Genomic DNA, 23,739 nt, shown 5'->3' on the forward strand with positions numbered 1-23,739 from the left:
CTGGGACGCGACCTGCTGGCCGCCGTGTCCGCGCACGCCCGTTCGCTCGGGGCGGCCCACGTGACCGGCCGCCACGCCGGCGCCGCGGGCGCGGCCTTCGCGGCCGCCGTGGGGGCCGCTCCCGGCAACAGCCAGGCCGTGTCCGTGCTCACCCTCCCCGCGACGATCGTCCCGCGCCCGGTCGCCGGCTACACGCTGCGGTCGTGGACCGGCCGCGCTCCCGGCGAGCTGGTCGTCTCCTACGCCCGGGCGCGCAACGCCATCGCCGACGCGCCCCACTCGGCCGGGTTCGCGGAGGCGCCGTGGACCGTGGAGGTCGTGCGCGACATCGAGGAGGCGCTGCTGCGGCAGGGACGGGAGCAGCGCGTGACCGTCGCCCTGGACGGCGGCGGCGAGGTCGCGGGTTACACCGAGGTGCGGGTGGGGCCCGAACCCGGCGCGGTGGCGGGCGTCGACGACACGGCGGTGACGGCCGCGCACCGGGGACGCGGCCTGGCCACGTGGATCAAGCAGGAGTCGATGCGGCTGCTGGCGGCCGACCGGGCCGACGTGACGACCGTGACCACCTCGAACGACGTGACCAACGGGCCGATGCTCGCGGTCAACCGGCGCCTCGGTTTCACCCGGGTCTCCACGTGGACCGACGCCGTCCTCACCCTCGGATAGGCGCCGCGACCGGCCGCACGACGACGAGGCTCCGCCGGCGGCGTGCCGCACCCGGGCGCCGGCCCCGCCACCCCATCCCCGGCCGAGGGCCGCGCCCGTGCGCCGGACGCATCGCGGCAGCGGGTCGCGCCGGTGCGTGCCGGAGTCAGTCCGGGAGGCGGGCGGCGGCGGCCGTCAGCTGGGCGGCGGCGTCGCGGGTCAGGGGCTCGCCGTGCCCGAAGCAGACGATCTCGGGCTCCAGTGCGGCCTGGCGGCGGAAGGAGTCCACGGCGGCCGCCGGGTCGGCGTTGAACACGCCGAGGATGACCTCGCCGTCCTCGGTGCGGGCGATCGTGTCGCCGGTGAACAGCACACGCGGGCCGGGGAGGTAGAGCGCGAGGCTGCCGGGCGTGTGCCCCGGGACGGCGAGGGCCAGCGCCCCGTCGCCCATCTCGACCACGTCGCCGTCTATGAGCTCCCGGTCGACGCGCACGGGCGTCACGGGGTCGTCCCGCGTCCCGGCCCGGACCCGCGCCAGCAGGTCGCGCTCCCAGTCCGACAACTGCGGCGGCGGCCCCTCGGCCTCGCCGCGGACGAAGGCCGCCTCGTCGCGGTGGGCGTGCACGACCACGTCCCCCCAGGAGGCGACATCGGCGGCCGAGCCGGTGTGGTCGCCGTGGAAGTGCGTCAGCACCAGCCGCCGCACGTCCGCAGGGGTATGGCCGAGCGCCCGCACGGCCTGCTCGATCAGCGGGGCCGACCCGGGGACGCCGGTGTCGACGAGCGTCAGCCCGTCCGGGTCGCGCCACAGGTAGACGTGGCCGACGGGCATGCGCAGGACGTGCAGGCTCGGGTGCAGCCGGACGAGATCCATGAGGCGACGCTAGGACGGGCGCGGCGGGCCCGTCCACGGCCTATGCTCTGCGCGGATCAGCCCACGGCGTAGACCGTCCCCAGACGCCGCGGGCACCTCGCCCTCACCCGGACGCAGCGGCCGCCGTGAAAGTTTCCTCGCTTCGGGCTGGTCGAGGACCACGGGACGTTGGAGCGTTTGACCCCCGATTCGGCGCATTCCTACCGTCGGCACGAGTTTGTCGAGGGAGGATCCGATGGCATCCCGGCTGAGGCTGTTGTGGACCACCGCGGTCGTGCCGCTGCTCGTCGCGGCGCTGGCCGTCACGGTGACGGTGAACCGCGACGAGGCGCGGGCGGCGGACGCCCCCTACAAGGACCCGAGTCTGCCGGTCGCGACGCGGGTGAACGACCTGCTGTCGCGGATGTCGCTGGACGACAAGGTCGGGCAGATGACCCAGGCGGAGCGGGGGGTGCTGTCGAACGCCTCCGACGTGGCGACCTACCGGCTCGGCTCCATCCTGTCGGGCGGCGGGTCGGCGCCCTCGCCGAACACGGCGTCGTCGTGGGCGGACATGTACGACAACTTCCAGCGGCAGGCGCTCGCGACGCCGCTCGGGATTCCGATGATCTACGGCTCGGACGCCGTGCACGGCCACAACAACGTGGCCGGGGCCACGATCTTCCCGCACAACATCGGGCTGGGCGCCACCCGCGACTCCGACCTCGTACGGCGGATCGGGACGGCGACGGCCGAGGAGGTCTCGGGAACCGGGGTCGACTGGACGTTCGCGCCCTGCGTCTGCGTCGCCCGCAACGACCGGTGGGGCCGCACCTACGAGTCGTACAGCGAGGACCCGCAGGTCGTCAGCCAGATGACGACGATCATCGACGGCCTGCAGAAGGCCGGGTCCGCCTCGATCATGGCGACCGCCAAGCACTACATGGGCGACGGTGGCACCACGGGCGGCAAGGACCAGGGCAACACCGAGCTGAGCGAGGCCGACCTCCGGGCCATCCACCTCGCGCCCTACCGGGCGGCCGTGCAGCGGAACGTGGCCTCGGTGATGGTGTCGTACAGCAGCTGGAACGGCGCCAAGATGCACGGCAACAAATACCTGATCACCGACGTCCTCAAGGGCGAGCTCGGCTTCTCCGGCTTCGTCGTCACCGACTGGGCGGGCATCGACCAGCTCGACGGGCAGTCCGGGTTCACCGCGTCGGAGATCACCACCGCGATCAACGCGGGCGTCGACATGGTGATGGTGCCCAACGACTTCAAGACGTTCATCTCGCTGCTGAGGTCGGAGGTCCAGGCGGGCCGGATCCCGATGTCCCGGATCGACGACGCCAACCGGCGGATCCTGACGAAGAAGTTCGAGTACGGGCTGTTCGAGCACCCGCTGACCGACCGGTCGTACACCTCCACCGTGGGCAGCTCCGCGCACCGCGCCCTGGCGCGCGAGGCCGTGCGCAAGTCGCTGGTGCTGCTGAAGAACGCCGGCAACGTGCTCCCGCTCGCCAAGAGCGGCGGCAAGATCTTCGTGGCCGGCAAGGACGCCGACGACATCGGCAACCAGAGCGGCGGCTGGACCATCAGCTGGCAGGGGTCCTCAGGCGCCACCACCACCGGCACGACGATCCTGCAGGGCATCCGCGCCGCCGTGGGATCGGGTGCGCAGGTCTCCTACAGCCGCGACGGCAGCGGCATCGACTCCTCCTACCGCGCCGCGATCGCGGTCGTCGGCGAGACGCCTTACGCCGAGGGACAGGGCGACCGTCCCGGGTCGATGAGCCTCGACTCGACCGACCTCTCGACGCTGCAGCGGCTCAAGGCGTCGGGGGTGCCGCTGGTCGTGGTGCTCGTGTCGGGCCGGCCGCTCGACATCGCCGCCCAGCTCGACCAGTGGAACGCGCTGGTCGCCGCCTGGCTGCCGGGCACCGAGGGCGCCGGCGTCGCGGACGTGCTGTTCGGCGACTACGCCCCCACCGGGAAGCTGCCCATGACGTGGATGCGCAGCGCCGACCAGGAGCCCATCAACGCCGGTGACGGCAAGCAGGCGCTGTTCGAGTTCGGCTACGGGCTGACCTACGCGGGCCCGTCGCCGTCGCCCAGCCCATCCCCCAGCCCGTCGCCGTCGCCCAGCCCCTCGCCGTCGCCGAGCCCCTCGCCCAGCCCGAGCCCGTCCCCCAGCCCCTCGCCGTCGCCCAGCCCCTCGCCCAGCCCGTCGCCCTCCCCGAGCCCGTCCCCCAGCCCCTCGCCGGGCGGCACGTGCACAGTGGCGTACAAGCCGAACGACTGGGGCGGCGGGTTCACGGCCGACGTGACGATCACCAACAGGTCGTCGAGCACGGTCAACGGGTGGACCCTCCAGTGGTCCTTCGGCGGCACCCAGAAGATCACGAACGCGTGGAACGCCACCGTCACCCAGTCGGGTCAGCAGGTCACCGCGAAGAACCTCTCCTACAACGGCACGATCGGCTCCGGAGGGACGGCCAGCTTCGGCTTCCAGGCCACCTACAGCGGCGCGAACCCGGCCCCCGCGGCGTTCACCCTCAACGGCGCCGCCTGCGCGGCCGGCTGACGCCGGAGGCGGGGCCGGGGGAAGCCGTCACAGCACCTGCGTGACGGCGACCCCGGCCCCCGCCGCGAACAGGACCAGGCCGACGGCGAGGAAGATCCCGCCGACCAGGATGCCGCTGCCGGTGACGCTGTCGATGCGGACCCGGGTCGGCTTCGCCGGGTCGTACAGGACCGGGACCTGCTGGCCCGGCCGCGCCGGCGGCGGGCTGCTGCCGAACGGCGTCTCGGCCTCGACCTGCTGGCCGTACACGGTGGTGAAGCGGATGGTCGGGTAGTACACGGTGCCGTCGTCGGAACGGCTCGCCCGCAGGCGGACGACGAGGCCCTGGGTGCGCTGCGCCCGCTTGCGGAAGTCGCGGGCGTTGATCGTCAGCCCTCCCCCGATGAGAGTGAAGATCAGGCCGATGCCGGCGAGGATGGCGGTGACGAGAGTGGTCTGTGACACGCTGGCACGGTACGGGCCGGCGCTTGCGCTCCGATTGCGGAACCCTTGCGGTCGGGCATAGGTCGCGGCCGGAGGCTCAGGGACGCAGCCGCAGGAGCGTCTCGGCCACGCCGACGACCGACTCTCCCAGGTCGAACCGGCTGAACAGGTGGATCTGCTCCCCCGCGTCGATCTCCAGCATCTCCGTGGTCATGCCGTACCGGCGGTGGGTGTCGACGCGGATGCGGTCGACGTCGTTCCACGAGATGCGCTCCCGGCCGGCGAGACCGGTCACCACCAGCCCGTCGTCGCCGGCGGACAGGCGCACGGGCGCGACCAGGTCGCGGACCACCAGCGCGCCGAAGCCGAGCGCGGCCACCCCGGCGAGGAAGAGCTGCCGGTGGTCGCCGAGGACCGCCAGCACCGCGCAGACGGCGGCGCCGGCGGCCTTCAGCGCCACGATCTGCCTGGGCACCCGCCACTCGTGGCGCGCCCCGTCAACACCTGCCATCGTGGCAGCGTAACCAATGAACGGCCGCCGCGCGGAGCGAGCGGAACCACCGGCGCCACATCACCCGCGCGAACGCCCGGGCCGGCGCCCCCTGCGTGCGCTCAGGCGGGGCCCTCGTCCTCGATGCGCATGGCGCTCTCCTCGGGCGAGTATCCGCCGAAGTCGGGCCCGACGTCCTCGGCCACCATGTCCTTCTCGGTGTCCACGCCCATGCCGCCGTCCGGGTCCACGAGCCGGCCGGCCTCGCGGGGCTCCTCCGTGTCGTACGAGGGCGCTCCCCGCTCGCCCAGCGCATCGGCCACCCCGTCGTCCGGGACGGCGGACAACTCGTCCTCGGAGGAGTCGAGCAACTCGTCGTCGGCGGCTCCGGGCTTCCGCTCGCCCTCGGGCGGCACGCCGAACACCGGATCCACGTCCGGCACCTCCCGCGACAGGCGCAGGTCGAGCGACTCGCCCTCGCGCATCTCAGTGGTCGTCGTGCCGTACTCGTCGAGACCCACCGGGCGGTCGCCGGGCAGCGGCATCTCCTGCGGGTCCTGCGCCCACTGCTGTTCCGGCGTGCCCTCCTGCAGGTCGGGAATACCCTCGTCCTCGAACCGCGAGCGCGGAGCGGGGTCTGGTCTGTTCTCTCTCATACCGGCCCCCATGCCCCGCCGGGTGGGCCTTAGACGTCGGCCCAGGTACGGCTAGTCGGCGATGCCGAAGATCTGGTGAACCGCCTCGGGCCGGTCCAGGACGGCGAGCATGTGGTGCGCCACGTTGGCGCGGGAGACGGTCACGCCGCCCCGGATGTTCCGCCCGCGCGCGACCCGGTAGACGCCGGTCATCGGCCTGTCGGTGAGCCTCGGCGGCCGGCTGATCGTCCAGTCCAGCCCGCTCTCGCGGACGATGTCCTCGGTCAGCGCCAGGTCGGCGTAGTGCGCCCGGAACATCGCCCCGGCGAACCGGCTGCCGAGGTGGCGCATGAAGAAGCCGTCGCCCGGATCGTGCCGGGGAGGTGTGGGACGGGCGGGCGACGGCACCGTCCCGATCGGCGCGGCGCTGACGACGACGAGCCGCCGCACCCCGGTCGCCTGCATCGCCGCGACGATCGCACGGGTGCCCCGCGAGGTGATCCCCGCCTCCGTCCTCGGCCTGCGCGGCCCCAGCCCCGACAGGACCGCGTCGCTTCCCTGGACGGCCGAGGCGAGCACGGCCGGGTCCGCCGCCGTCAGGTCGGCGGCGACGACGCGTGCCCGGCCGGCCAGGCTCTGGGGGTTGCGGGCGACCGCCGTGACGTCGTGTCCGGCGGCGACGGCCTGCTCGAAGACCTGCCTGCCGATGCCGCCCGTCGCGGCGAAGATCGTGAGTCTCATCGGGCGATCCTTCTATACGAGGTCAATAAGATATGAAACTCATACTATCTTCGGGCATGCGAGGGCCCGGTCGCGGGGTCGTTCTTCGGCCTCCGGGCCCGACGCGCGCGCCGGCGTCGCTCAGTCGCCCGCGAGGCGGCCGGTCGCCTGCTCGCCCGCGTCGGTGGTACGGCGCAGGAAGTCCGCCAGCACCTCCAGCTCCGCCTCGGTGTAGCCGGCGCAGATCTCGTCCATCGAGGCGGTCATCCCCGAGTAGAGCCGGAACAGCTCGCCGGTGCGCCCCGGCAGGGGGTGGACGGCGACGGCGCGGCGGTCGGCGGCGTCCGGGTCGCGCCGCCGGTCGATCCAGCCGCCGCGCTGGAGCCGGTCGAGGACGCCGGTCATGGTGGCGGGGTGGAGCCCGGCCCGGCGGGCGAGGGCGCTCGGGCTGAGCGGCCCGTACCGGTGGACGATGTCGAGGCAGTGGAGGTCGACGTCCTTGAGGTCGACCCGCGCGCTGATCTGGTGGTTGAGCAGGGACAGCTGGATGGCCAGCGCGCGCAGGGAGTCCTTGATGGCGGCGGTGGTCCGGCGGCGGCGCGCCGCGCCGGCCTCCTGGGGCGGTGTGGACGCCATGAAGTGCCGCCTCCTGCCACGCCCGGTCTCCGTGTCGTCCCACATGATAAAGGGCGCCGGCGGCACGCATCCCCGGCCGGTCCGCGTAAAAGGACGTGGTGGACGGCCGGGCGGAGGCGCAGCATCGGAGCATGCCGACGATGACACAACGACTTCTGCGCCTGTGGGAGCGCCCCCTGGACGGGGACGCCGAGGCGGCCTTCCGCGAGGTGTACGCGGATCCCGTACGGGTGAACGGCGCCCTGCTCCCGGTCTCCGGGCTGGTCGAGCGGGCCCGTGCCCTGCACACGGCCTACGAGGGACGCGTGACGGAGCTGGTCGACGAGATCGAGACGCCCGGCCGCCTCGTCGTCGGCTTCCGCATGCGGGCCCGGCACACCGGGCCCCTCCAGACGCCCCTCGGGACCGTGCCGCCCACCGGCCGGGAGGTGGTGATCCGGGTGACCGACATCCTCACGGTCGAGGACGGGATGATCACCGACATCTGGATGGTCGCCGACGAGCTGGGCCTGCTGCTCCAGCTCGACGCCGTACGGGCGGCCGAGGGGGTCAGGTGACCGGGACGATCCTGGCCTCGCGGAGCCGGCCCCCGGCGATGTCGAGCACGCCGATCGTGCCGTGCGGCTGGCGGCGGCGGTCGGTCGGCGAGCCCGGGTTGAACACCCGGACGCCGTCGCCCTCGACGTCCATCGGGATGTGCGAGTGGCCGAAGACGACGAGGCCGGCGCCGGGGAAGCGCCGCCTCATGCGCGCCGTCCTGCCGGCCGCCTGGCCGCTGTCGTGAATCATGGCCACCCGGAGGCCGTCGAGGTCCAGCTCCAGCGTCTCGGGGGCGCCCCAGGCGGCGACGTCGGGGCCGTCGTTGTTGCCGAGCACGGCGTGCACCGGCGCGTACGCGGACAGCTCGTCGAGCACGCCGGCCGTGCACACGTCGCCCGCGTGAAGGATCACGTCGGCGTGCCGCAGATACCCGGCCACGGCCGGCGGGCAGGCCTTCCACCGGCGCGGCGCGTGGGTGTCGGACAGCACGACGACGTTCACCCTTCTATCTTCACCCGAAGTCCGAGGTGCCAAATCGCGTAAACGGGGAATAGGAACCCACGTTGCTCTGTCCCCCAGTCCTGCAATCCCTACGCCGGTCTCCAGCCGGCGCCGCTCGGGAGGAATCGCATGAGCAGGCAGATCGCCGACGGCTTCCAGGCCCCCACCCTGTCCGAGCTCGAGGCGCGGGTCCGCGGGCTGGAGAGCCAGGTCGCCCACCTCACCGAGCTGGTCAAGGCGCTCTCCTCGCAGAACGGAGATAGCCGCTGACCTCGTCCCGGGCCTTCTGACACGGCGCCGCCTCTCCCGATGCGGGCCGTTTCTCGCGTGCCGTCCGGTTCTCCTCAGGCCACCTCGATGTAGTCCAGATTGGGGCAGCCGCCCGCCGTCGTGGCGGTGAGCCGGACGGTGTTCGACCCCGCGGCGAGCGGCACCGTCAGCGTGTCGGTCGCCCAGGTGTCCCAGTTCGCCGTCGCCGGGTAGCTCCGGGTGGCGACCGCCGCGCCGTTCACGGCGATCGCCATGGGACGGTCGCCCGGCGTGCCGTTGGAGTAGCGGATGCGCAGCGTCCTGCTGCCCGCGGCCGCCGCGCCGACCGTGAACTGGACGTACGCGCCCGCGACGTTGTCGGTGTTGACGAACCCGGTGCCGCTGAAGCCGGCGTGGTTCGACTCGGCGGCGCCCTGGGAGATCGCGGCGTTCTCCGCCTCGTAGCGCGTGGCGGGCGGCGGCTGGGCCGTCGAGATGTCCTTGCCGTTGACCGTGACGCCGGCGAGGACCAGGTTGTCCACGTAGTTCACGGTGGGCGCCGCCGTGGTGACGTTCGTGAACGTGCTGTTCGAGATCGTCACGTCGCGGATGTGGTCGGCCGAGCGGCCGTCCAGGTTGAACGCCTGCGCGGCGCCGTCGATGGTGATCCCGTCGGCCGTGATGTCTCCCACGGCGGGCGGGAGCGAGCCGCTGCTCTCGTAGTTGAGCGTGACGTAGAGCGCCGCGCGCTCCAGGCCGTGCCCGGTGACGCGGCGGAGGTGGACCCCCTCGATGAACCCGCCCCGGTTGAGGCTGGTCTTCACGTAGAGGGCGTACTTGCAGGGGTAACGGCCGGGGAAGTCGGCCGGGTTCACCTGGCAGTCCTGGGCGAAGACGTTCCGCACGCCGCCGGACGCCTCGCTGCCGATCGTGACGCCGCCCCACCGGCCGCTGAACTTGCAGTTCTCGATGACGATGTTCTGGCTCGGCCGGTTCACGCGGCGGCCGTCCCGGTCGCGGCCCGACTTGACCGGGATGCAGTCGTCGTTGGTGTCGAACCGGCAGTCGTGGATGTGCACGTCGGTGCAGGAGTCGGGGTCGCAGCCGTCGCCCTGGGAGTTCGTGCTGCGGAAGGTGACGCCGCGGACGGTCACGTTGACGCAGTACACCGGGTGCAGCGTCCACATGGCCGGGTTGGTCAGGGTGACACCCTCGACCAGGACGTTGGTGCAGTTGTAGAGGCCGATCATGTTGGGCCGCAGCTTGTGCCCCTCCCCGAACTGCCGCTGGTCGACGGGCGTGTCGTCGGCGCCGTACTGGCGCAGCCTGTCGCTGTCGGCGCCGCCGCTCCCCATGGAGGACCAGTCGCCCGCGGGCGCGTTGCCGTCGATCGTGCCGGTGCCGCTGATCGCGATGTTGGTCCTGCCGTTGGCGTAGATGAAGGGCGAGAAGTTGTAGCACTCGATGCCCTCGTACCGGGTGAACACGTTCGGCTGGTAGGAGCCGTGGTCGGTGCGGAACCTGACGGTGCCGTTCACCTGTAGCCGGACGTCGGACAGCAGGTGGATCCTGCCGGTGCGGTACGTCCCGGAGGGCACCAGGACGGTGCCGCCGCCGGCCGCGTTGCAGGCCGCGATCGCCTTGGCGAACGCGGGCGTGCAGTCGGTCGTGTTGTCGCCCACCGCGCCGTACGCGGTGATGTCGAACGTCCTGTCCGGGAAGGCGGGCGGGACGATCCGGGCCAGGATGGCCGGGACCTGGTCCCACGGCGAGGCCGCGGCCGCCTGGAGGGCCGGGGTCGCTGCGGCGGTCCGGCCGGTCAGGAGCGGGGCGGGAAGCAGCGCGCCGCCCGCGACCAGTCCGGCGGCCCTGAGGAATTCGCGTCGGGAACCATGCATGTCGGAAAGCCCATCGTGATCGGGCCGCGCCCGGCGGGCGCGGGAGAGCGGGGACGGCCGGGCCCGCGGTACGTCTCGGGCGCGGGCCCGGGTGGATCGGGCGGGGTGGGGCGGCCGTGGGGTCAGGGGCCGGTGACGTCGAGACAGTCGAGGTTGGGGCAGCCGTCCGCGGTGGTCGCGGTGGCCCGGACCGTGTTGGTCCCGGCCCGCAGCTGGGCCGTGACGGTCGCGGACGCCCAGGTGTCCCAGCTCCCGGTGCCCGGGAAGGCCTTGCCGGCCGCGACGACCGTCCCGTTGACCGCGATGTCCATCGGCCGGCCGGTGGTGGTGCCGTTGGCGTACCGCAGCAGCAGCGTGGCCGTGCCGGCCGCGGCGGCGCTGACCGTCCACTCGACGTGGCTGCCCGCCACGTTGACCGTGTCGACGAAGCCGGTCCCCGAGTAGCCGGCGTGGTTGGCGGCCACCGCGCCCTGCGATATCGCCGCGTCCTCGGCCTCGTAGCGGACCGCCTTCGGCCCTCCGCCGTAGAGGGTGCCGTTGATCCGGACGTTGCTCAGGACCACCCCGTCGGCGTTGGAGATCTGCGGCGCGGCGGTGCCGATGGAGGTGAAGGTGCTGTTGCTGATCGTGACGTTCGCGATGTGGCTCACCGAGGAGCCGGACAGTTTGATCGCGAACGGCGAGTCGTCGACGGTCAGCCCCTCGACGGTGATGTTCCGGACGACAGGGTCGGCGACGGGACCGTACCCGGGGCCGGTGAGGCTGTAGTTCATGTCGACGAACAGGCCGCCGCGGTCGCAGGGGCCGCCGGTGAGGTTCCGGACGTGGATCCCGTCGACCACGCCTCCGCGCCGGTTGTTGGTCTTGATGTAGACCGCGTAGAAGGAGTGGTAGCTCGGACCGGGGAGGATCCGGTTGTCCTGAGCGAAGACGTTGCGGACGCCTCCCGACATCTCGCTGCCGACCGTGATCGCGCCCCATCGCCCGTAGTAGGAGTTGTTCCGGATCACGATGTTCTCGCTCGGCACGCCGACGCGGCGTCCGTCGACGTCGCGGCCCGACTTGACGACCGTCCCGTCGTCGCCGGTGTCGAACGAGCAGCCCTCGATGAGGACGTCCGCGCAGCTCTCGGGGTCGCATCCGTCGACCATCGCGCCCCGGCTGTAGACGGTGACGTTCCGCACGGTCACGTTGCGCGACAGCACCGGGTGGATCGTCCACATCGCCGGGTTCCTGAGGTGGACGTTTTCGATGAGGATGTTCGAGCAGTTGTAGAGCTGGATCATGTTCGGCTTGAGGTAGTGCCCGTCGCCGAACCGCCGCTGGTCGACGGGGACGCCGTCCAGCGCCATCTGCTGCAGCCGGTCCCAGTCGGGCCCCCGCTTGTCGTCGAAGCCGAACCACGGTCCCGCAGCGGCGTTGCCGTCGATCGTCCCCGGCCCGGTGATCGCGACGTTCGTCCGCCCGTACGCGTAGATGAAGGGCGAGTAGTTGTAGCACTCGATGCCCTGCCAGCGGGTGAACACCGTGGGCAGGTAGGAGCCGGCGTCGCTGCGGAAGCGGACGGTGGCGCCCGCGTCCACGTGCAGGTTCACGTCGGAGAGCAGGTGGATTTTGCCGGTGCGGTACGTCCCGGGGGGAACCAGGACGGTGCCGCCGCCGGCCGCGTTGCAGGCCGCGATCGCCTTGGCGAACGCGGGCGTGCAGTCGGTCGTGTTGTCGCCCACCGCGCCGTACGCGGTGATGTCGAACGTCCTGTCCGGGAAGGTGGGCGGGACGATCCGGGCCAGGATGGCCGGGACCTGGTCCCAGGGTGACGCGGCGTACGCCGGCCGGGTGAGCGGCCCGGCGAGCAGCACGCCGCCCGCCGCGACGCCCGCGCTCTTGAGGAAGTCTCGCCTGTGCACGTGGGTCCTCCGGGAGGTGGAAGGGCGAGTGGCCGCGCCCCGGTCCCTGAGGCGCGGCCACCGCCGTCTCAGGTGATCGTGACGCGGAAGATCCGGTCCGATCCGGGCGCGGCATCGCCGTTGTTGTCGCAGTTGGTGGTGCTGAGCCACAGCTGGTCGGCGCCGGGCACCGCGACGACCGTCCGCAGGCGCCCGTAGGCGCCGACGTAGTACGCGGTCGCGGCGCCCACGCTTTCGCCGCTTCCGATGGGGACCCGCCACAGCCGCTCGCCGCGCAGCGCCGCCATGTAGACGACGTTCCTGACGATCGCGATCGCGCTGGGCGAGGCCGTGTTGACGGGCCAGGTCGCCTTCGGGTTGGTCATCCCGGACACGCCGCAGGCGCCCTCACAGGTCGGCCAGCCGTAGTCGAGCCCCGGCTTGATCAGGTTGAGCTCGTCGTAGGTGTTGTTGCCGAACTCCGCCTCCCACAGCCGGCCCTGGGAGTCCCAGGCGATGCCCTGGGGGTTGCGGTGGCCGTAGCTGTAGACGAGCGTGCCGAACGGGTTGCCCGGGGCGGGCTTGCCCGCGGTCGTCATCCGCAGGACCTTGCCGTTCAGCGAGTCACGGTCCTGGGCCAGGTCGCTCTGCTGGCCGTCGCCCGTCGTGGCGTACAGGTAGCCGTCGGGGCCGAACGCCAGGCGGCCCCCGTTGTGGTACAGGCTCTTCCTGATGCCCTGGACCAGGACGGTGTAGCCCGACAGGGACGTCCCGTCGAAGGTCATCCGGACGATCCGGTTGCCCTCGGAGGCGGAGTGCATGAAGTAGACGTGGTGGTTGGTGCTCCAGTTTGGGTCGACGGCCACGCCCATCAGGCCGCCCTCGCCGGCGTCGGTGCCCGTGGTGACGCCGTTCGGCACGGTCCCGACCAGGGTCCTGGCTCCCGAGAGCGACACCTTGTAGACCCGGAACTGGCCGGACACGACCTTGTCGTCCCGTTCGGTGACCAGGGCCGTCTTTCCGTCGGGCAGCCACGCCATGCCCCACGGGATCGTCCAGCCCGAGGAGATCTGGGTGATCGCCGAGGGGACGCCGCCGTCGGACGACCCGCAGGACGGCGTGGTGAAGGTCACGGTGTTGCTCGCGGCGGACTCGTTGCCGGCCGCGTCCCTCGCCACCACGTGCAGGGAGTAGGGGCTCCCGCAGGCCAGGCCGGTCACGGTGGCCGACGTGCCCGGCGGGGCGCCCGTGACGGTCGCGTAGTCCGTCGTACCGCTGCGGACGCGGTACTCCGTGACCCCGGTGTCGTCCGTCGAGGCGGTCCACTTCAGCGTCACGCTGCCCGCGGTCAGCCCGGAGTAGGCCAGGTTCGACGGCGCGGTCGGCGCCTTGGTGTCGGCGCTCCGCATCGTGGTGCAGATCGCCTGCGCGCTGGGCGGCGAGACGTTGCCCGCCGCGTCCCTGGCGAACACCGACAGGCGGTACTCGGTGTTCGGGGTGAGGCCGGTGAGCCGCGCCGTGGTGACGTTCCCCGCCTCGGCGATCTTGTTGCCGTCGTCGTAGATGTCGTACGCCGCGACGCCGACGTCGTCGGTGGACGCGCCCCAGTTCAGGGTGAGCGAGGTCGAGCCGACGGAGGAGCACGACGGCTGCCCGGGCGTGCTCGGCCGCGCCGTGTCCGCGGGGTCGCCGACGACGAGCGAGTCGAGGTTCGGGCCGCCGTTCGCCGAGGTGGCGATGGCCCGGACCGTGTTCGCCCCCGACTTCAGGCTCGCGTTGACGCTGAGGGTCTGCCAGGTGTCCCAGCTGCCCGTGCCGGAGAAGACCAGGGTGGTCACGACCGTGCCGTTCACGACGACGTCCACGGGCCGGGCCACCGTCGTGCCGTTCGCATAACGGAAGGTCAGGCCGTGCGTCCCCGCGCCGTTAGCGCTCACGGCGAACTGGACGTAGGAGCCGGTGGTGTTGACGTAGTCCACGAAGCCGCTGCCGGTGTACCCGGAGTGGTTGTGGGCGGCCGTGCCCTGCGAGATGGTCGCGTCCTCGGCCTGGTACGTCGTCGCGGCGGCGGCCGGGCCGGCCACCCCGAGAAGCCCTCCCAGCAGCGCGGCCGCGACGACCACGGCGCGTGCTGCGGGCCTTCCAGATCTCATGGGATTCCTCCTGAGCGGTCTGCTGATGCAGACGGCGATGAGGCGAAAGGTTGGACCTCTGGCACCGTGATCCCACACATGACGACCGTTTGTCAACGCTTCGCCACGAGTCCAGGGCCGCGCCCGCTCGGGTCTGCGACTCCACGAGGCGGGCGGCTGCGGCGAATGGTCATGGGGTGTTCATCGAGACCGTTGATATCTCAATATATCGACCATTGGACCTTCTCCGCTGGTCGACGTGTCCTACTACGCAGATTGTTGCTCCGTTCTGTGGACCGGCCTCACCTTCGTCGTGTATGTGTAGTGCGGACAGGACGCTGTGGACGGTTGGACCTCTTCCCGCGGCGGCCCCCTCTCCCCGAGGCGGACGACCGGGCGACATGACGGCCACTGTCATGAGACCGAGCCAGCACCGCAGATACATCGGACGATTCCCCCCATCGCCGAGCTAAGGAGACCGTCAGGTGTTCCTTCCAATCCGAGGTCCGAGAGCGCTCACGGCCGCGCTCGCGCTCATCGCGCCACTCGTGGCGGGCCTCCTGCCCGCCTCCTCCGCCGCTGCCGCCGGCGCCGTCTACGAGGCGGAGAACGCCACCATCTCGCAGGGCGCCGTGGCGAGCGACCACCCCGGGTACACCGGCACCGGCTTCGTGGACTACACCAACGTCGCCGGCGGCTACGTCCAGTGGACCGTCACCGCGCCCAGCGCCGGGCGCCGGACCCTCACCCTGCGGTACGCCAACGGCACCGGGTCCGACCGCCCGCTGACCGTCAGCGTCAACGGGACCGCCGTGGCGACCTCGCTGTCCTTCCCCGGCACGGGCGGCTGGGACGCCTGGGCCACCCGGCAGGTCACGGCCGACCTCGCGGCCGGGACGAACATCGTCAGGGCGACGGCCACGGGCTCCAGCGGAGGCCCCAACGTCGACTCGCTGACCGTGGCCGACGGCGCGCCCGCCACCGACTGGTCCACGGCAGTGGTGGAGTCGACGATGGCCCGCTACACGCCGTCGACGATCGGCGGCTGGAGCTACCCGGTCGGGCTCTACCTCTACGGTCAGTACCTCGTCTACCAGCGCACCCACGACCCCCGCTACCTGCAGTACATCAAGGACTGGGCCGGGCGCTTCGTGGACGCCGACGGGAACATCAGCCAGAGCTTCGGCAGCCTCGACAGCATGCAGGCCGGCAACATCCTGCTCGTCCTGTACAAGGAGACCGGCCAGAACCGGTGGCGGGTGGCCGCCCAGAAGATTCGCACCCGGCTGAACAGCTACCCGCGCACCTCCGACCGCGGTTGGTGGCACGCCGACAACGACTCCCGCCAGGGCCAGCTCTGGGGCGACGGCGTCTTCATGGTCGACCCGTTCGTGATCCGGTACGGCCATCTGCTGGGCGACGCCGCATGGGGCGACGACAACGCGGCCGAGCAGCTGGCCGTCTACGCCAGGCACCTCCAGCGGACCACGGGCCCGCAGGCCGGGCTCCTCTGGCACGCGTACGACGAGCCCGGAGGGCTGACCGCGAGCTGGGTCCACCCGGAGCTGGGCAACACCAACGGCATCACCTGGTGCCGCGCCGAGGGCTGGTACGGCATGGCGATCACGGACATCCTCGAACTGCTGCCCGCCGACCACCCCCGGCGCGCCGCGCTGATCGACATCACCCGCAAGCTCGTCGCCGCGTTCGCCGCGTACCAGGACCCGGCCACGGGCCGCTGGTGGCAGGTGGTCGACAGGCAGGGGGCGTCCGGGAACTGGCTGGAGACCTCCTGCTCGGCCATGTACACCACGACGATCTCCCGGGCGGTCGAGCGCGGGTACGTCGACCCCGGCTACCAGGTCTACGCCGACCGGGGGTACCGGGGCGTGCTGGCCGAGGTGTCGCTCGGATCGGACGGCCGCACGAACATCAGGGACATCTGCGTCGGCACCAACGCCAGCGACTCGCTCGACTTCTACTACGGCCGGCAGCGGGCGACCAACGACAACCACGGCCTGGGCGCCTTCCTGATCATGAACGAGCAGATGATCAGGACCGGCCGGGCCTGACCGTCGGTCCGCGCGCTCCACGCATTGACTCCACCCACCCGACCCCCTCCACGAGGTGACCCCCCATGACCCGGACCCGTGCCCTCCCGCCCGCGCTCTGCGGACTCGCCCTGCTCGGCGCCCTGTGCCCCGCCCTGTCTCCCGCCTCCCCGGGCCACGCCGCCTCCTGGCAGCTCAAGTGGTCGCCGTCCGCCGCCAAGGACGGGCTCGCCGCGTTCGAGGGCGTCGAGGACGACCGGGCGGGCTCCCACCCCGGCGTGACGCACATCTACGTCCAGGGCGACGCCTACCGGTTCGACATGCACATGCGGGACCGCGACAGCTCAACCGACCGGCAGCGCCAGGAGGTCAAGGGCATGCGCAGCCCGGCGGGCGGGCCGTACCTCGTCTGGAAGAAGGGCCAGACCTGGCGGCTGACCTACGCCATGTACATCCCGGGGTCGCTGAAGGCCACGACGACCTTCACGCACATCATGCAGATGAAGATGCCCGGGAACGACAGCTCGCCGATCCTCACCACCTCCCTGCGCCGGTACGGCAGCACGCCGAAGATCGAGCTCAAGGTGGAGAACTCGGGGAACGCCCTGGTCGGGGCCGCCGACCTCGCCCCGCTGCAGAACAAGTGGATCGACGTCGAGTTCGAGATGAAGATCGACGACGCCCCGAACGGGACGGTCCACTGGGTGATCCGCGACGGCTCCACGACGGTCCTGGACGCCACGAAGACCAAGCTCGACACCTGGCTGAGCGACCGGGTCCGCCCGAAGTGGGGGATCTACCGGTCGCTAGGCGACAAGTCGGGCTCGCTCCAGGACTGCTACCTGTTGCTGCGCGACCTCAAGGCGTACCAGCTCGCCTGACGGGCGGCCGGCGGGCAGGCGGCGGGCCGGTTCGCGGCGTCTGCGCCGCGCGGGCCGGAGCGGGCTTGGCCGCCTGGCTCCTGGCCCGCGTCTCGGCCTGGCCCTGGGGCGACGGCCGCCGGGCCTGCGGAGAGCCGGGCGGGGACCCGGCAGGGGTGACGGGGGACGGCTCGGGCGGGGACGCCGGTAAGCCCGTCGCCGGCCGGGGCCGGGCGGGGGCCGGCGACGGGGCCCTGGCGGGAGCGGTCGCCCGCGGGACGTGCTCCCGCCCGTACGTCTCCCGTCCGGTGGCGGCGGCCATGACCCCCAGTGCGACCAGCGTCACGACCGAGATCACCACCAGCGCCAGCAGGACGAGCGCCGTAACGGCCGCCAGGGAGACGGCCGCTCCCAGCAGCTCCACCATCGCGTGCCCTCCACAGATCGACCCCGACATCCGGTGTTCCCGCACGGGAGAGCGCCGCGACGCGGCGGGCGAGCGGGAACGTCCGGGCAGCGTTTGCCTTGCCCGTATCCGTCCTTGTCATGCCTTACCGATCCGCCACCGCTGAGCGACTCAGGGGGAGCACGTCGAGGCGGCGGAGGATCATCCCCTCGCGGAGCGCCCAGGGGCAGATCTCCAGCACCGGCAGCTCGAACAGGTCCATGGCGGCGTCGGCCACCACGGCCCCGGCGAGCAGCTGCCCGGCCCGGCCCGCCGACACGCCGGGCAGCTCGGCCCGCCGGGCCACCGGCATGCGCGCGAGCCGGTTCGTCCACCCGGTCAGGTCGTCGTGGGTCAGCGTCCGCCTGACGTACGGCCCCTCGCTGGAGGGGGCCGCGCCCGCGATCCGCGCGAGCTGGCGGAACGTCTTGGACGTCGCCACGACATGATCGGGCCTGCCGTACTTGGTGACGACGCCGACGGTCCGCGCGATCTGGGTGCGGGCGTGCCTGCGCAGCGCGCGGACCTCGTCCGGGTCCGGCGGGTCGCCGGTGAACCAGTCGCGGGTCAGCCGGCCCGCCCCGAGAGGCAGCGAGGCCGTCACGTCGGGCTCCTCGTCGATCCCCGACGCGATCTCCAGCGAGCCGCCGCCGATGTCCACGACCAGCAGGCGCCCGTACGACCAGCCGAACCAGCGGCGGACGGCGAGAAACGTGAGCCGCGCCTCGTCGTCGCCGGACAGCACCTGGATGTCCACCCGGGTGTCGGCCTTGATCTGGGCGAGGACCTCCTCGCCGTTCACCGCGTCGCGCACGGCGGAGGTGGCGAACGCGACGAGGTCCTCGACGCCCTTGTCCTCCGCGATGACCATGGCCTCCTGCACGAACCTCGCCAGGCGGGCGGCGCCCTCGTCGGAGAGGCGGTCGCCGTCGACGATGTGCTCGGCCAGCCGCATCTCCTCCTTGTGGGAGAAGGCGGGCAGAGGGCGGGCGCCCTGGTGCGCGTCCATCACCAGCAGGTGCACCGTGTTGGAACCGACGTCCAGGACTCCGAGTCGCATGGGCATGACGCTACAGCCTGCGACCGGGCAGCCGCTCCCGGGCACCGGCTTCCGCGATCACTCGTCCCCCGCCACGTCGACGAGCACCTTGCCGACAGTGCCGGCCTCGACCGCGTCGTGGGCCTCCGCCGTCCGCTCCAGCGGGAACCGGTGCAGCGGCAGCCCGGCCTCGGCGCCCACCCGGATCGCCCCGGCGGCGACGGCCGCGGACACGTCCTCGACCGCGGCCAGCTTGGCGGCCTCCGTCACGGTGTAGACGAGGACGAACTGGTAGCGGATGTTGCGGGTGAACAGATCCCGCACCCGCACCGTGATCTCGTCTCCGCCGGTGTTGGCGTAGACGGCCACCACCCCGTCGGGCGCGAGCACCGCGGCGTCGAGCTCGGCGTTCGGCCCGGGGGCCACCTCGACCACGATGTCGATCCCGTCCGGCGCGGCCGCCCTGATCGCCCCGGCGGCGTCCTCCTCCCGGTAGTTCACCACGTGGGAGGCGCCGGCGGCGCGGGCGAGCGCGGCCTTCTCCTCGCTGCTGACCGTGGTGACGACGACGGCTCCGGCCCAGCGGGCGAGCTGGACGGCGGCGTTGCCCACGGCCCCGGCGCCGCCCGCGACCAGCACCGTCCTGCCGTCGAGGGCGCCGGGCGCGAGCCGGTCCGGGCCGCCGTCCGCCACGGTGAGGCAGCGGTGGGCGGTCAGCGCCGGGATGCCGAGCGACGCGCCGAGGTCGAAGGACGCGCCGTCGGGCAGCGGGACGGCCTGGCGCTCGGGCAGCACGACGTACTCCTGGGCCGTGCCGCCGGGCCGCTGCCAGGCGGCCTCCCACAGCCACACCCGCTCGCCCGGCCGAAGGCCCTCCACTCCCGGGCCGACGGCGTCCACCACGCCGGAGCCGTCCTGGTTCGGGACGGCCTCGGGGAACTCCAGCCGGCCGCGCCGGGACTTCCAGTCGGTCGGGTTGACCCCCGACCTGACCACGCGGACCCTGACCTCCCCCGGTCCCGGTTCGGGCACCGGCCGCTCGGCCAGCCACAGGACGTCGCTGTCGCCGGTCTTCTCGTACACGATCGCTCTCATACCGGCTCCAATTCCCTCGTACGTGAAGGTATTCCGGCCGGAGCCAGGCCGGTGATTCGACGCCCCCGCCAGGGGTACTGCAACCGCCGATCGGCGAGGAGACGATGTCCATGGGCGTCACGCAGAGGTTCGGGAGCCGCTCCGGCGGCAGGCCGGGCGACCGGCAGAGCGGCGGCACGTGGGGCGGCTGGACCCGCGGCTGGACGGGGGGCTGGGCCAACGGGTGGGCGGGCGGCCGGTTCGGCCGGCGGTTCGGCCGCCGGGCGCGGGCGCTGCGCTCCACGGCACGGGATGCGTTCGGGTGGCAGCAGCTGCGGCCGGGCCAGCAGGAGGCGATGGAGCACCTGCTCGCGGGGCGCGACGTGCTGCTGGTCATGCCGACCGGAGGCGGCAAGTCCGCGGTCTACCAGGTGCCCGGCCTGCTGCTCGACGGTCCGACCGTCGTGGTCTCCCCGCTCATCGCCCTGCAGCGCGACCAGGTCATGAGCCTGCTCAAGGCCGGCGCCGCGGGCGCGGTGGCGGTGAACTCGGCGGGGTCGGTGGAGGCCGGGCTCGACCAGGTGACGGCCGGGGCCGCGGAGTACGTCTTCCTCTCCCCCGAGCAGCTCGCCAAGCCCGACGTCGTGGAGCGGCTCGCGCAGGCCAGGCCCTCGCTGATCGCGGTGGACGAGGCGCACTGCGTGTCGGCGTGGGGCCACGACTTCCGGCCGGAGTACCTGCGGCTCGGCAAGGTCATCGAGGCGCTCGGCCACCCGCCGGTGATCGCGATGACCGCGACGGCGGCCCCGACCGTCCGCGAGGAGATCGTCGAGTCCCTCGGGATCGCCGGGGCCCAGCAGATCGTCCGCGGGTTCGACCGGCCCAACCTCGATCTGGAGGTCCGCCGGTTCACCTCCGACGACGACAAGCGCCGGGCCCTCGCCGGCCACGCCGCGGAGCTTGAGGGCGTCGGCCTCGTCTACGTGGCCACCCGGCGGCAGGCGGAGGAGTACGCCGAGGCGCTGCGCGGACGGGGCCGGCGGGCCGAGCCGTACCACGCGGGCATGGCGTCCAAGGAGCGCCGCCGGATCCACGAGATGTTCCAGGACGACGACCTCGACGTGGTGGTGGCGACCTCGGCGTTCGGGATGGGCATCGACAAGCCGGACGTCCGGTACGTGCTGCACGCCGCTCCCCCGGAGTCGCTCGACGCGTACTACCAGGAGATCGGCCGGGCGGGACGCGACGGCAACCCCGCGTCCGCGGTGCTGTTCTACCGGCCCGAGGACCTGGGCCTGCGCAAGTTCTTTATGGGCGGCCGGGCCGACGAGGACCTGATGCGGCGCTTGGCCGTCGTCGTCCGGGAGCACGGCGGCGAGGTGGCCTCCGCGGAGCTCCGCGAGCTCGTCGGCGTCGGCGCGGCCAAGCTCGCCTCGCAGCTCAACCTGCTGGAGCGCACCGGCGCCGTCGAGGTGGCCCACGGCGGCGGGCTCAGGTACGCGGACGACGGGCCTTCCCCCGAGGAGGCCGCCGCCCGCGCCATGGAGATCGACGCGACCCGGCACCGGCTGGAGGACTCCCGGCTCGCCATGATGCGCGGCTACGCCGAGACGACCGGCTGCCGGCGGCGCTTCCTGCTCGAGTACTTCGGCGAGCCGTACGAGCGGGCCTGCGGCGCCTGCGACACCTGCCGGGCGGGCACCGCCGCCACCCCGGAGACCGGCGACGGCCCCTACCCCATGCACGCGAGCGTCCGGCACGCCGAGTGGGGGCACGGGGTCGTGATGAGCCGCGAGGCGGACCGCATCACGGTGCTGTTCGACGAGGTGGGCTACAAGACGCTGGCTCTGGGCGTGGTCGACGACGTGCTCGACCTCACCTGAGCGATTGGTCGCTGTTAGCGATGAAATGATTACTCTTCGTGGCATACGTCCCCTTGCAGGGGTTCCAACCCGGCGCCCACACTCGAAAGCGGGACATGTCGTATCCACGGGGGTGATGGGGGTGCACGAGGGGAACAGCACCTACGAGACGTGGCCGTTCGAGTGCCTGCACTGCCTGCGGGTGTGGGAGGAGGAGTACCTGGTCCAGCGGGTCCCGGACGGGCACGGCGCCGACGTCGCCGTGTGGACGCGGGGCGGGGTGCAGGTCCAGCCTCCCTGGTCCGGGATGATCTGCCCCGAGTGCGGCTGCGGCACCGTGACGACGTTCCCCATCGGCTACCTCGCCCACCACAAGGAGATCCCCCTGACCCGTCCCGGGCCCGGCGCGGACGCCCCGGCGCGCCGGCCGAGGGCGCCGCTCGCGCCGCACATCGTGACGACCCTGGCGATCGTCCTGCTGGCCGGGCTCGGGCTGTACCAGCGCGTGCGCTGACCCCGGTCAGGCCGCCGTCCCCGCCGCCGTCTCCGAAGCCGCCCCCGCGTCCGCCGCCTCCGCCGTCACGGGGAGCGCGGCGGACGGATAGTAGGAGATCCAGTCCGCGTCGGACATGCGCAGGATCCTCAGGCCGATCGAGCCGAGGGCGACCAGCGGCAGCGTCCAGAGCACCACCGTGGCCGGTCCGTACGGCACGGGCAGCGCGCCGATGTAGCCGACCGCGGCCAGCGCGGGGACCCACCACCGGACGAACCCGGCCCGCCACACGGCGACCGTCACCAGCGGCACGCCGAACAGCGCGAAGAACAGCCACGGCATCTGGTAGCCGAAGATGACGCCGGGGAGGCCGAGGACCTCGTTGGTGAGCCGCTCCGCCTCCGCCACCGGGTAGTGCCGGCCGAACCACCACTCGACGGGGTCGACCAGCATGAGCGCCGACATGTTGATGGCGCCGAGGACCGATAGGACCCCGGCGACGTGGCCGAGCACGACGGCCCTGCGCCGCACCACGTGCAGCACGCCGATCACCGCCACCGCGGTGAGCAGCCAGCTCCAGTGGAACAGCACTGACTCCAACTGGGCGAGCGCCGGGTTGTCCCCATAGCTCACGGCCTCGCGGTCGTCGCCCCAGGTCCCCGGGTCCACGATGACGGCGAGCATCAGCAGGAGCGGGGCCAGGACCAGCAGTGCGCCCGTGGCGACGCGCCTGAACCTCGCGGACTGGGTGAACATCGTTCCCTCCTCGGCTGTGCCGTCGCGGCGCTTCCCGCGACGGCTTCCTTCCGGTCGAGCCGCCGGATGCGACGGCTCCTGTCGTTCCGGACCGGAACGGTAGGCCCGCGACGGGGCGCGCCTCGTCCGCCGCGAGGCTGATCCGCCGTCACCCGCGGAGGCGACCCCGGGACGGCGGGATATTGACGGCCCTCCGGGCCGCGGGTACGTTCACCTCAAAACTAAAAGGAAACCTTACTAATAGTTTCCCTCAGCGTCACAGGCAGGAGCGTCCCCGATGCCGCGATCCCCGCCCGTTCCCGTTCCTCAGGCCTGTGCCCGCACCGTTTCCGCGACCGGCTCCGCCGTCTCGCGCGCGTCCACCGCACCCCTCCCCCGCCATCAGCCCATGGACGTGGAGCACCACATGAAACGCAGGATCATCCCGACTCTCCTCGCGGCCCTGGGGGCACTGCTGATCCCCCTGGCCGTCCCGGCGCCCGGCGCGTACGGCGCCGTGACCGTCCCGATCCGCGCCGACGCCAACGGCCCCGCCTTCACGGACGGCACGGGCAACGCCTGGTCGGCCGACAAGGCGTACTCCAGCGGGAGCTGGGGCTACGACACGCTCTACGGGTCGAGCTCGACGAGCAGCCCGATCGCCGGAACGACGGACGACGCGCTCTACCAGACGTACAACCTGTTCAGCGGGTGGACGGGCTACAAGTTCGACGTGGCCAACGGCACCTACCAGGTGACGCTGAAGATGGTCGAGGACTGGGCCAACGCCGCGGGCCAGCGCAGGTTCGACGTGCGCGCCGAGGGCGTCACCGTGCTCACGGCCTTCGACGTCTACGCCGCCTGCGGCCCGCTGACCGCCTGCGACAGGACGTTCACCACGACGGTCTCCGACGGCCAGCTCAACGTGCAGTTCAACATGAACGGCGGGGCCAACTACGCCACCGTCTCGGCGATCTCCGTGACCGGC

Annotated in this window: 23 protein-coding genes; 9 read left to right on the forward strand and 14 right to left on the reverse strand. The window is 72.4% G+C overall.

Annotation, left to right across the window (positions count from 1 at the left end; genetic code table 11):
- On the forward strand, positions 1 to 666 hold a 666-nt coding region (locus MPTA5024_RS03360; RefSeq protein WP_198166930.1), incomplete at its 5' end, for a GNAT family N-acetyltransferase.
- A 145-nt stretch (positions 667 to 811) separates the two neighbouring features.
- On the opposite strand, the gene MPTA5024_RS03365 is transcribed toward MPTA5024_RS03360, so the two are convergent.
- On the reverse strand, positions 812 to 1,519 hold the full coding sequence (locus tag MPTA5024_RS03365; protein WP_036319753.1) for an MBL fold metallo-hydrolase: 708 nt from the start codon (positions 1,517 to 1,519) through the stop codon (positions 812 to 814).
- Positions 1,520 to 1,754: 235 nt separating this feature from the next.
- Here MPTA5024_RS03365 and MPTA5024_RS03370 point away from each other — a divergent pair, with 235 nt between their 5' ends.
- A complete protein-coding gene (locus MPTA5024_RS03370) occupies positions 1,755 to 4,082 on the forward strand; it encodes a glycoside hydrolase family 3 N-terminal domain-containing protein (RefSeq protein ID WP_051457650.1) in 2,328 nt (775 codons plus the stop codon).
- A 27-nt stretch (positions 4,083 to 4,109) separates the two neighbouring features.
- Here the strand turns inward: MPTA5024_RS03370 and MPTA5024_RS03375 are convergent, their stop codons facing one another.
- The 5 genes from MPTA5024_RS03375 to MPTA5024_RS03395 all read right to left on the reverse strand — a co-directional run bounded on the left by MPTA5024_RS03375 (position 4,110) and on the right by MPTA5024_RS03395 (position 6,986).
- On the reverse strand, positions 4,110 to 4,526 hold the full coding sequence (locus tag MPTA5024_RS03375) for a DUF3592 domain-containing protein (protein ID WP_051457651.1): 417 nt from the start codon (positions 4,524 to 4,526) through the stop codon (positions 4,110 to 4,112).
- A 76-nt stretch (positions 4,527 to 4,602) separates the two neighbouring features.
- Positions 4,603 to 5,016 carry a PH domain-containing protein gene (locus MPTA5024_RS03380; RefSeq protein ID WP_051457652.1) on the reverse strand — a complete coding sequence of 138 codons (414 nt, stop codon included), beginning with the start codon at positions 5,014 to 5,016 and terminating at the stop codon, positions 4,603 to 4,605.
- Positions 5,017 to 5,117: 101 nt separating this feature from the next.
- The gene (locus MPTA5024_RS03385) at positions 5,118 to 5,651 is read right to left on the reverse strand and encodes a DUF5709 domain-containing protein (protein ID WP_157099275.1); all 534 of its coding nucleotides are present in this window, start codon (positions 5,649 to 5,651) and stop codon (positions 5,118 to 5,120) included.
- 51 nt (positions 5,652 to 5,702) lie between these two features.
- Positions 5,703 to 6,371: an NAD(P)-dependent oxidoreductase gene (locus tag MPTA5024_RS03390; protein ID WP_036319760.1), complete on the reverse strand. Its 669-nt coding sequence runs from the start codon at positions 6,369 to 6,371 to the stop codon at positions 5,703 to 5,705.
- A 120-nt stretch (positions 6,372 to 6,491) separates the two neighbouring features.
- The gene (locus MPTA5024_RS03395; RefSeq protein ID WP_036319762.1) at positions 6,492 to 6,986 is read right to left on the reverse strand and encodes a MarR family transcriptional regulator; all 495 of its coding nucleotides are present in this window, start codon (positions 6,984 to 6,986) and stop codon (positions 6,492 to 6,494) included.
- 140 nt (positions 6,987 to 7,126) lie between these two features.
- Here MPTA5024_RS03395 and MPTA5024_RS03400 point away from each other — a divergent pair, with 140 nt between their 5' ends.
- Positions 7,127 to 7,543, forward strand: a complete 417-nt coding sequence (locus MPTA5024_RS03400; RefSeq protein WP_198166931.1) for an ester cyclase — start codon at positions 7,127 to 7,129, stop codon at positions 7,541 to 7,543.
- On the opposite strand, the gene MPTA5024_RS03405 is transcribed toward MPTA5024_RS03400, so the two are convergent.
- Positions 7,536 to 8,027, reverse strand: a complete 492-nt coding sequence (locus MPTA5024_RS03405; RefSeq protein WP_036319765.1) for a metallophosphoesterase family protein — start codon at positions 8,025 to 8,027, stop codon at positions 7,536 to 7,538. The two genes, MPTA5024_RS03400 and MPTA5024_RS03405, sit on opposite strands and share 8 nt — an antisense overlap.
- Before the next feature lie 129 nt (positions 8,028 to 8,156).
- Between MPTA5024_RS03405 and MPTA5024_RS40580 the strand changes: the two genes are divergently transcribed.
- A complete protein-coding gene (locus MPTA5024_RS40580; RefSeq protein ID WP_157099276.1) occupies positions 8,157 to 8,297 on the forward strand; it encodes a hypothetical protein in 141 nt (46 codons plus the stop codon).
- Positions 8,298 to 8,371: 74 nt separating this feature from the next.
- On the opposite strand, the gene MPTA5024_RS03410 is transcribed toward MPTA5024_RS40580, so the two are convergent.
- From MPTA5024_RS03410 to MPTA5024_RS03420, 3 genes are all read right to left on the reverse strand, one after another.
- Positions 8,372 to 10,174, reverse strand: a complete 1,803-nt coding sequence (locus tag MPTA5024_RS03410; RefSeq protein ID WP_063794612.1) for a glycosyl hydrolase family 28 protein — start codon at positions 10,172 to 10,174, stop codon at positions 8,372 to 8,374.
- Positions 10,175 to 10,296: 122 nt separating this feature from the next.
- A complete protein-coding gene (locus MPTA5024_RS03415; protein ID WP_051457654.1) occupies positions 10,297 to 12,081 on the reverse strand; it encodes a glycosyl hydrolase family 28 protein in 1,785 nt (594 codons plus the stop codon).
- A 68-nt stretch (positions 12,082 to 12,149) separates the two neighbouring features.
- On the reverse strand, positions 12,150 to 14,213 hold the full coding sequence (locus tag MPTA5024_RS03420; protein ID WP_036319766.1) for a PQQ-dependent sugar dehydrogenase: 2,064 nt from the start codon (positions 14,211 to 14,213) through the stop codon (positions 12,150 to 12,152).
- Positions 14,214 to 14,677: 464 nt separating this feature from the next.
- Here MPTA5024_RS03420 and MPTA5024_RS03425 point away from each other — a divergent pair, with 464 nt between their 5' ends.
- Positions 14,678 to 16,264 (forward strand): glycoside hydrolase family 88 protein, encoded by a 1,587-nt coding sequence (locus MPTA5024_RS03425; protein ID WP_157099277.1) that lies wholly within the window; start codon positions 14,678 to 14,680, stop codon positions 16,262 to 16,264.
- Positions 16,265 to 16,329: 65 nt separating this feature from the next.
- Complete coding sequence (locus tag MPTA5024_RS03430; protein ID WP_036319768.1) at positions 16,330 to 17,124, forward strand: heparin lyase I family protein; 795 nt, start codon at positions 16,330 to 16,332, stop codon at positions 17,122 to 17,124.
- On the opposite strand, the gene MPTA5024_RS03435 is transcribed toward MPTA5024_RS03430, so the two are convergent.
- From MPTA5024_RS03435 to MPTA5024_RS03445, 3 genes are all read right to left on the reverse strand, one after another.
- Positions 17,102 to 17,530, reverse strand: coding sequence for a hypothetical protein (locus tag MPTA5024_RS03435; protein WP_036319772.1), 429 nt, complete (start codon positions 17,528 to 17,530; stop codon positions 17,102 to 17,104). The two genes, MPTA5024_RS03430 and MPTA5024_RS03435, sit on opposite strands and share 23 nt — an antisense overlap.
- 124 nt (positions 17,531 to 17,654) lie before the next feature.
- Positions 17,655 to 18,608: a Ppx/GppA phosphatase family protein gene (locus tag MPTA5024_RS03440; RefSeq protein WP_036319775.1), complete on the reverse strand. Its 954-nt coding sequence runs from the start codon at positions 18,606 to 18,608 to the stop codon at positions 17,655 to 17,657.
- A 57-nt stretch (positions 18,609 to 18,665) separates the two neighbouring features.
- On the reverse strand, positions 18,666 to 19,682 hold the full coding sequence (locus MPTA5024_RS03445) for an NADPH:quinone reductase (protein ID WP_036319777.1): 1,017 nt from the start codon (positions 19,680 to 19,682) through the stop codon (positions 18,666 to 18,668).
- Between the two features lie 110 nt (positions 19,683 to 19,792).
- On the opposite strand from MPTA5024_RS03445, the gene MPTA5024_RS03450 reads away from it, so the two are divergent.
- Both MPTA5024_RS03450 and MPTA5024_RS03455 read left to right on the forward strand, forming a co-directional pair.
- Positions 19,793 to 21,544: a RecQ family ATP-dependent DNA helicase gene (locus MPTA5024_RS03450; RefSeq protein WP_084369399.1), complete on the forward strand. Its 1,752-nt coding sequence runs from the start codon at positions 19,793 to 19,795 to the stop codon at positions 21,542 to 21,544.
- A 115-nt stretch (positions 21,545 to 21,659) separates the two neighbouring features.
- Positions 21,660 to 22,037, forward strand: a complete 378-nt coding sequence (locus tag MPTA5024_RS03455; protein WP_036319779.1) for a hypothetical protein — start codon at positions 21,660 to 21,662, stop codon at positions 22,035 to 22,037.
- Between the two features lie 6 nt (positions 22,038 to 22,043).
- Here MPTA5024_RS03455 and MPTA5024_RS03460 read toward each other — a convergent pair whose 3' ends face one another.
- Positions 22,044 to 22,772 (reverse strand): hypothetical protein, encoded by a 729-nt coding sequence (locus MPTA5024_RS03460; RefSeq protein WP_063794613.1) that lies wholly within the window; start codon positions 22,770 to 22,772, stop codon positions 22,044 to 22,046.
- A 406-nt stretch (positions 22,773 to 23,178) separates the two neighbouring features.
- On the opposite strand from MPTA5024_RS03460, the gene MPTA5024_RS03465 reads away from it, so the two are divergent.
- Positions 23,179 to 23,739: malectin domain-containing carbohydrate-binding protein (locus MPTA5024_RS03465; protein WP_036319782.1), on the forward strand; the 561-nt coding region annotated here is incomplete at its 3' end.

It is taken from the genome of Microbispora sp. ATCC PTA-5024 (assembly GCF_000511135.2).
GTDB classification, from domain to species: Bacteria; Actinomycetota; Actinomycetes; order Streptosporangiales; family Streptosporangiaceae; genus Microbispora; species Microbispora corallina.

Coding starts and splice junctions, on each gene's coding strand:
- MPTA5024_RS03420 (WP_036319766.1), bottom strand. CDS start 14,213: ATGAGATCTGGAAGGCCCGCAGCACGCGCCGTGGTCGTCGCGGCCGCG.
- MPTA5024_RS03455 (WP_036319779.1), top strand. CDS start 21,660: ATGGGGGTGCACGAGGGGAACAGCACCTACGAGACGTGGCCGTTCGAG.
- MPTA5024_RS03460 (WP_063794613.1), bottom strand. CDS start 22,772: ATGTTCACCCAGTCCGCGAGGTTCAGGCGCGTCGCCACGGGCGCACTG.
- MPTA5024_RS03430 (WP_036319768.1), top strand. CDS start 16,330: ATGACCCGGACCCGTGCCCTCCCGCCCGCGCTCTGCGGACTCGCCCTG.
- MPTA5024_RS03365 (WP_036319753.1), bottom strand. CDS start 1,519: ATGGATCTCGTCCGGCTGCACCCGAGCCTGCACGTCCTGCGCATGCCC.
- MPTA5024_RS03450 (WP_084369399.1), top strand. CDS start 19,793: ATGGGCGTCACGCAGAGGTTCGGGAGCCGCTCCGGCGGCAGGCCGGGC.
- MPTA5024_RS03410 (WP_063794612.1), bottom strand. CDS start 10,174: ATGCATGGTTCCCGACGCGAATTCCTCAGGGCCGCCGGACTGGTCGCG.
- MPTA5024_RS03380 (WP_051457652.1), bottom strand. CDS start 5,016: ATGGCAGGTGTTGACGGGGCGCGCCACGAGTGGCGGGTGCCCAGGCAG.
- MPTA5024_RS03435 (WP_036319772.1), bottom strand. CDS start 17,530: ATGGTGGAGCTGCTGGGAGCGGCCGTCTCCCTGGCGGCCGTTACGGCG.
- MPTA5024_RS03400 (WP_198166931.1), top strand. CDS start 7,127: ATGACACAACGACTTCTGCGCCTGTGGGAGCGCCCCCTGGACGGGGAC.
- MPTA5024_RS03385 (WP_157099275.1), bottom strand. CDS start 5,651: ATGAGAGAGAACAGACCAGACCCCGCTCCGCGCTCGCGGTTCGAGGAC.
- MPTA5024_RS03445 (WP_036319777.1), bottom strand. CDS start 19,682: ATGAGAGCGATCGTGTACGAGAAGACCGGCGACAGCGACGTCCTGTGG.
- MPTA5024_RS40580 (WP_157099276.1), top strand. CDS start 8,157: ATGAGCAGGCAGATCGCCGACGGCTTCCAGGCCCCCACCCTGTCCGAG.
- MPTA5024_RS03370 (WP_051457650.1), top strand. CDS start 1,755: ATGGCATCCCGGCTGAGGCTGTTGTGGACCACCGCGGTCGTGCCGCTG.
- MPTA5024_RS03440 (WP_036319775.1), bottom strand. CDS start 18,608: ATGCGACTCGGAGTCCTGGACGTCGGTTCCAACACGGTGCACCTGCTG.
- MPTA5024_RS03395 (WP_036319762.1), bottom strand. CDS start 6,986: ATGGCGTCCACACCGCCCCAGGAGGCCGGCGCGGCGCGCCGCCGCCGG.
- MPTA5024_RS03390 (WP_036319760.1), bottom strand. CDS start 6,371: ATGAGACTCACGATCTTCGCCGCGACGGGCGGCATCGGCAGGCAGGTC.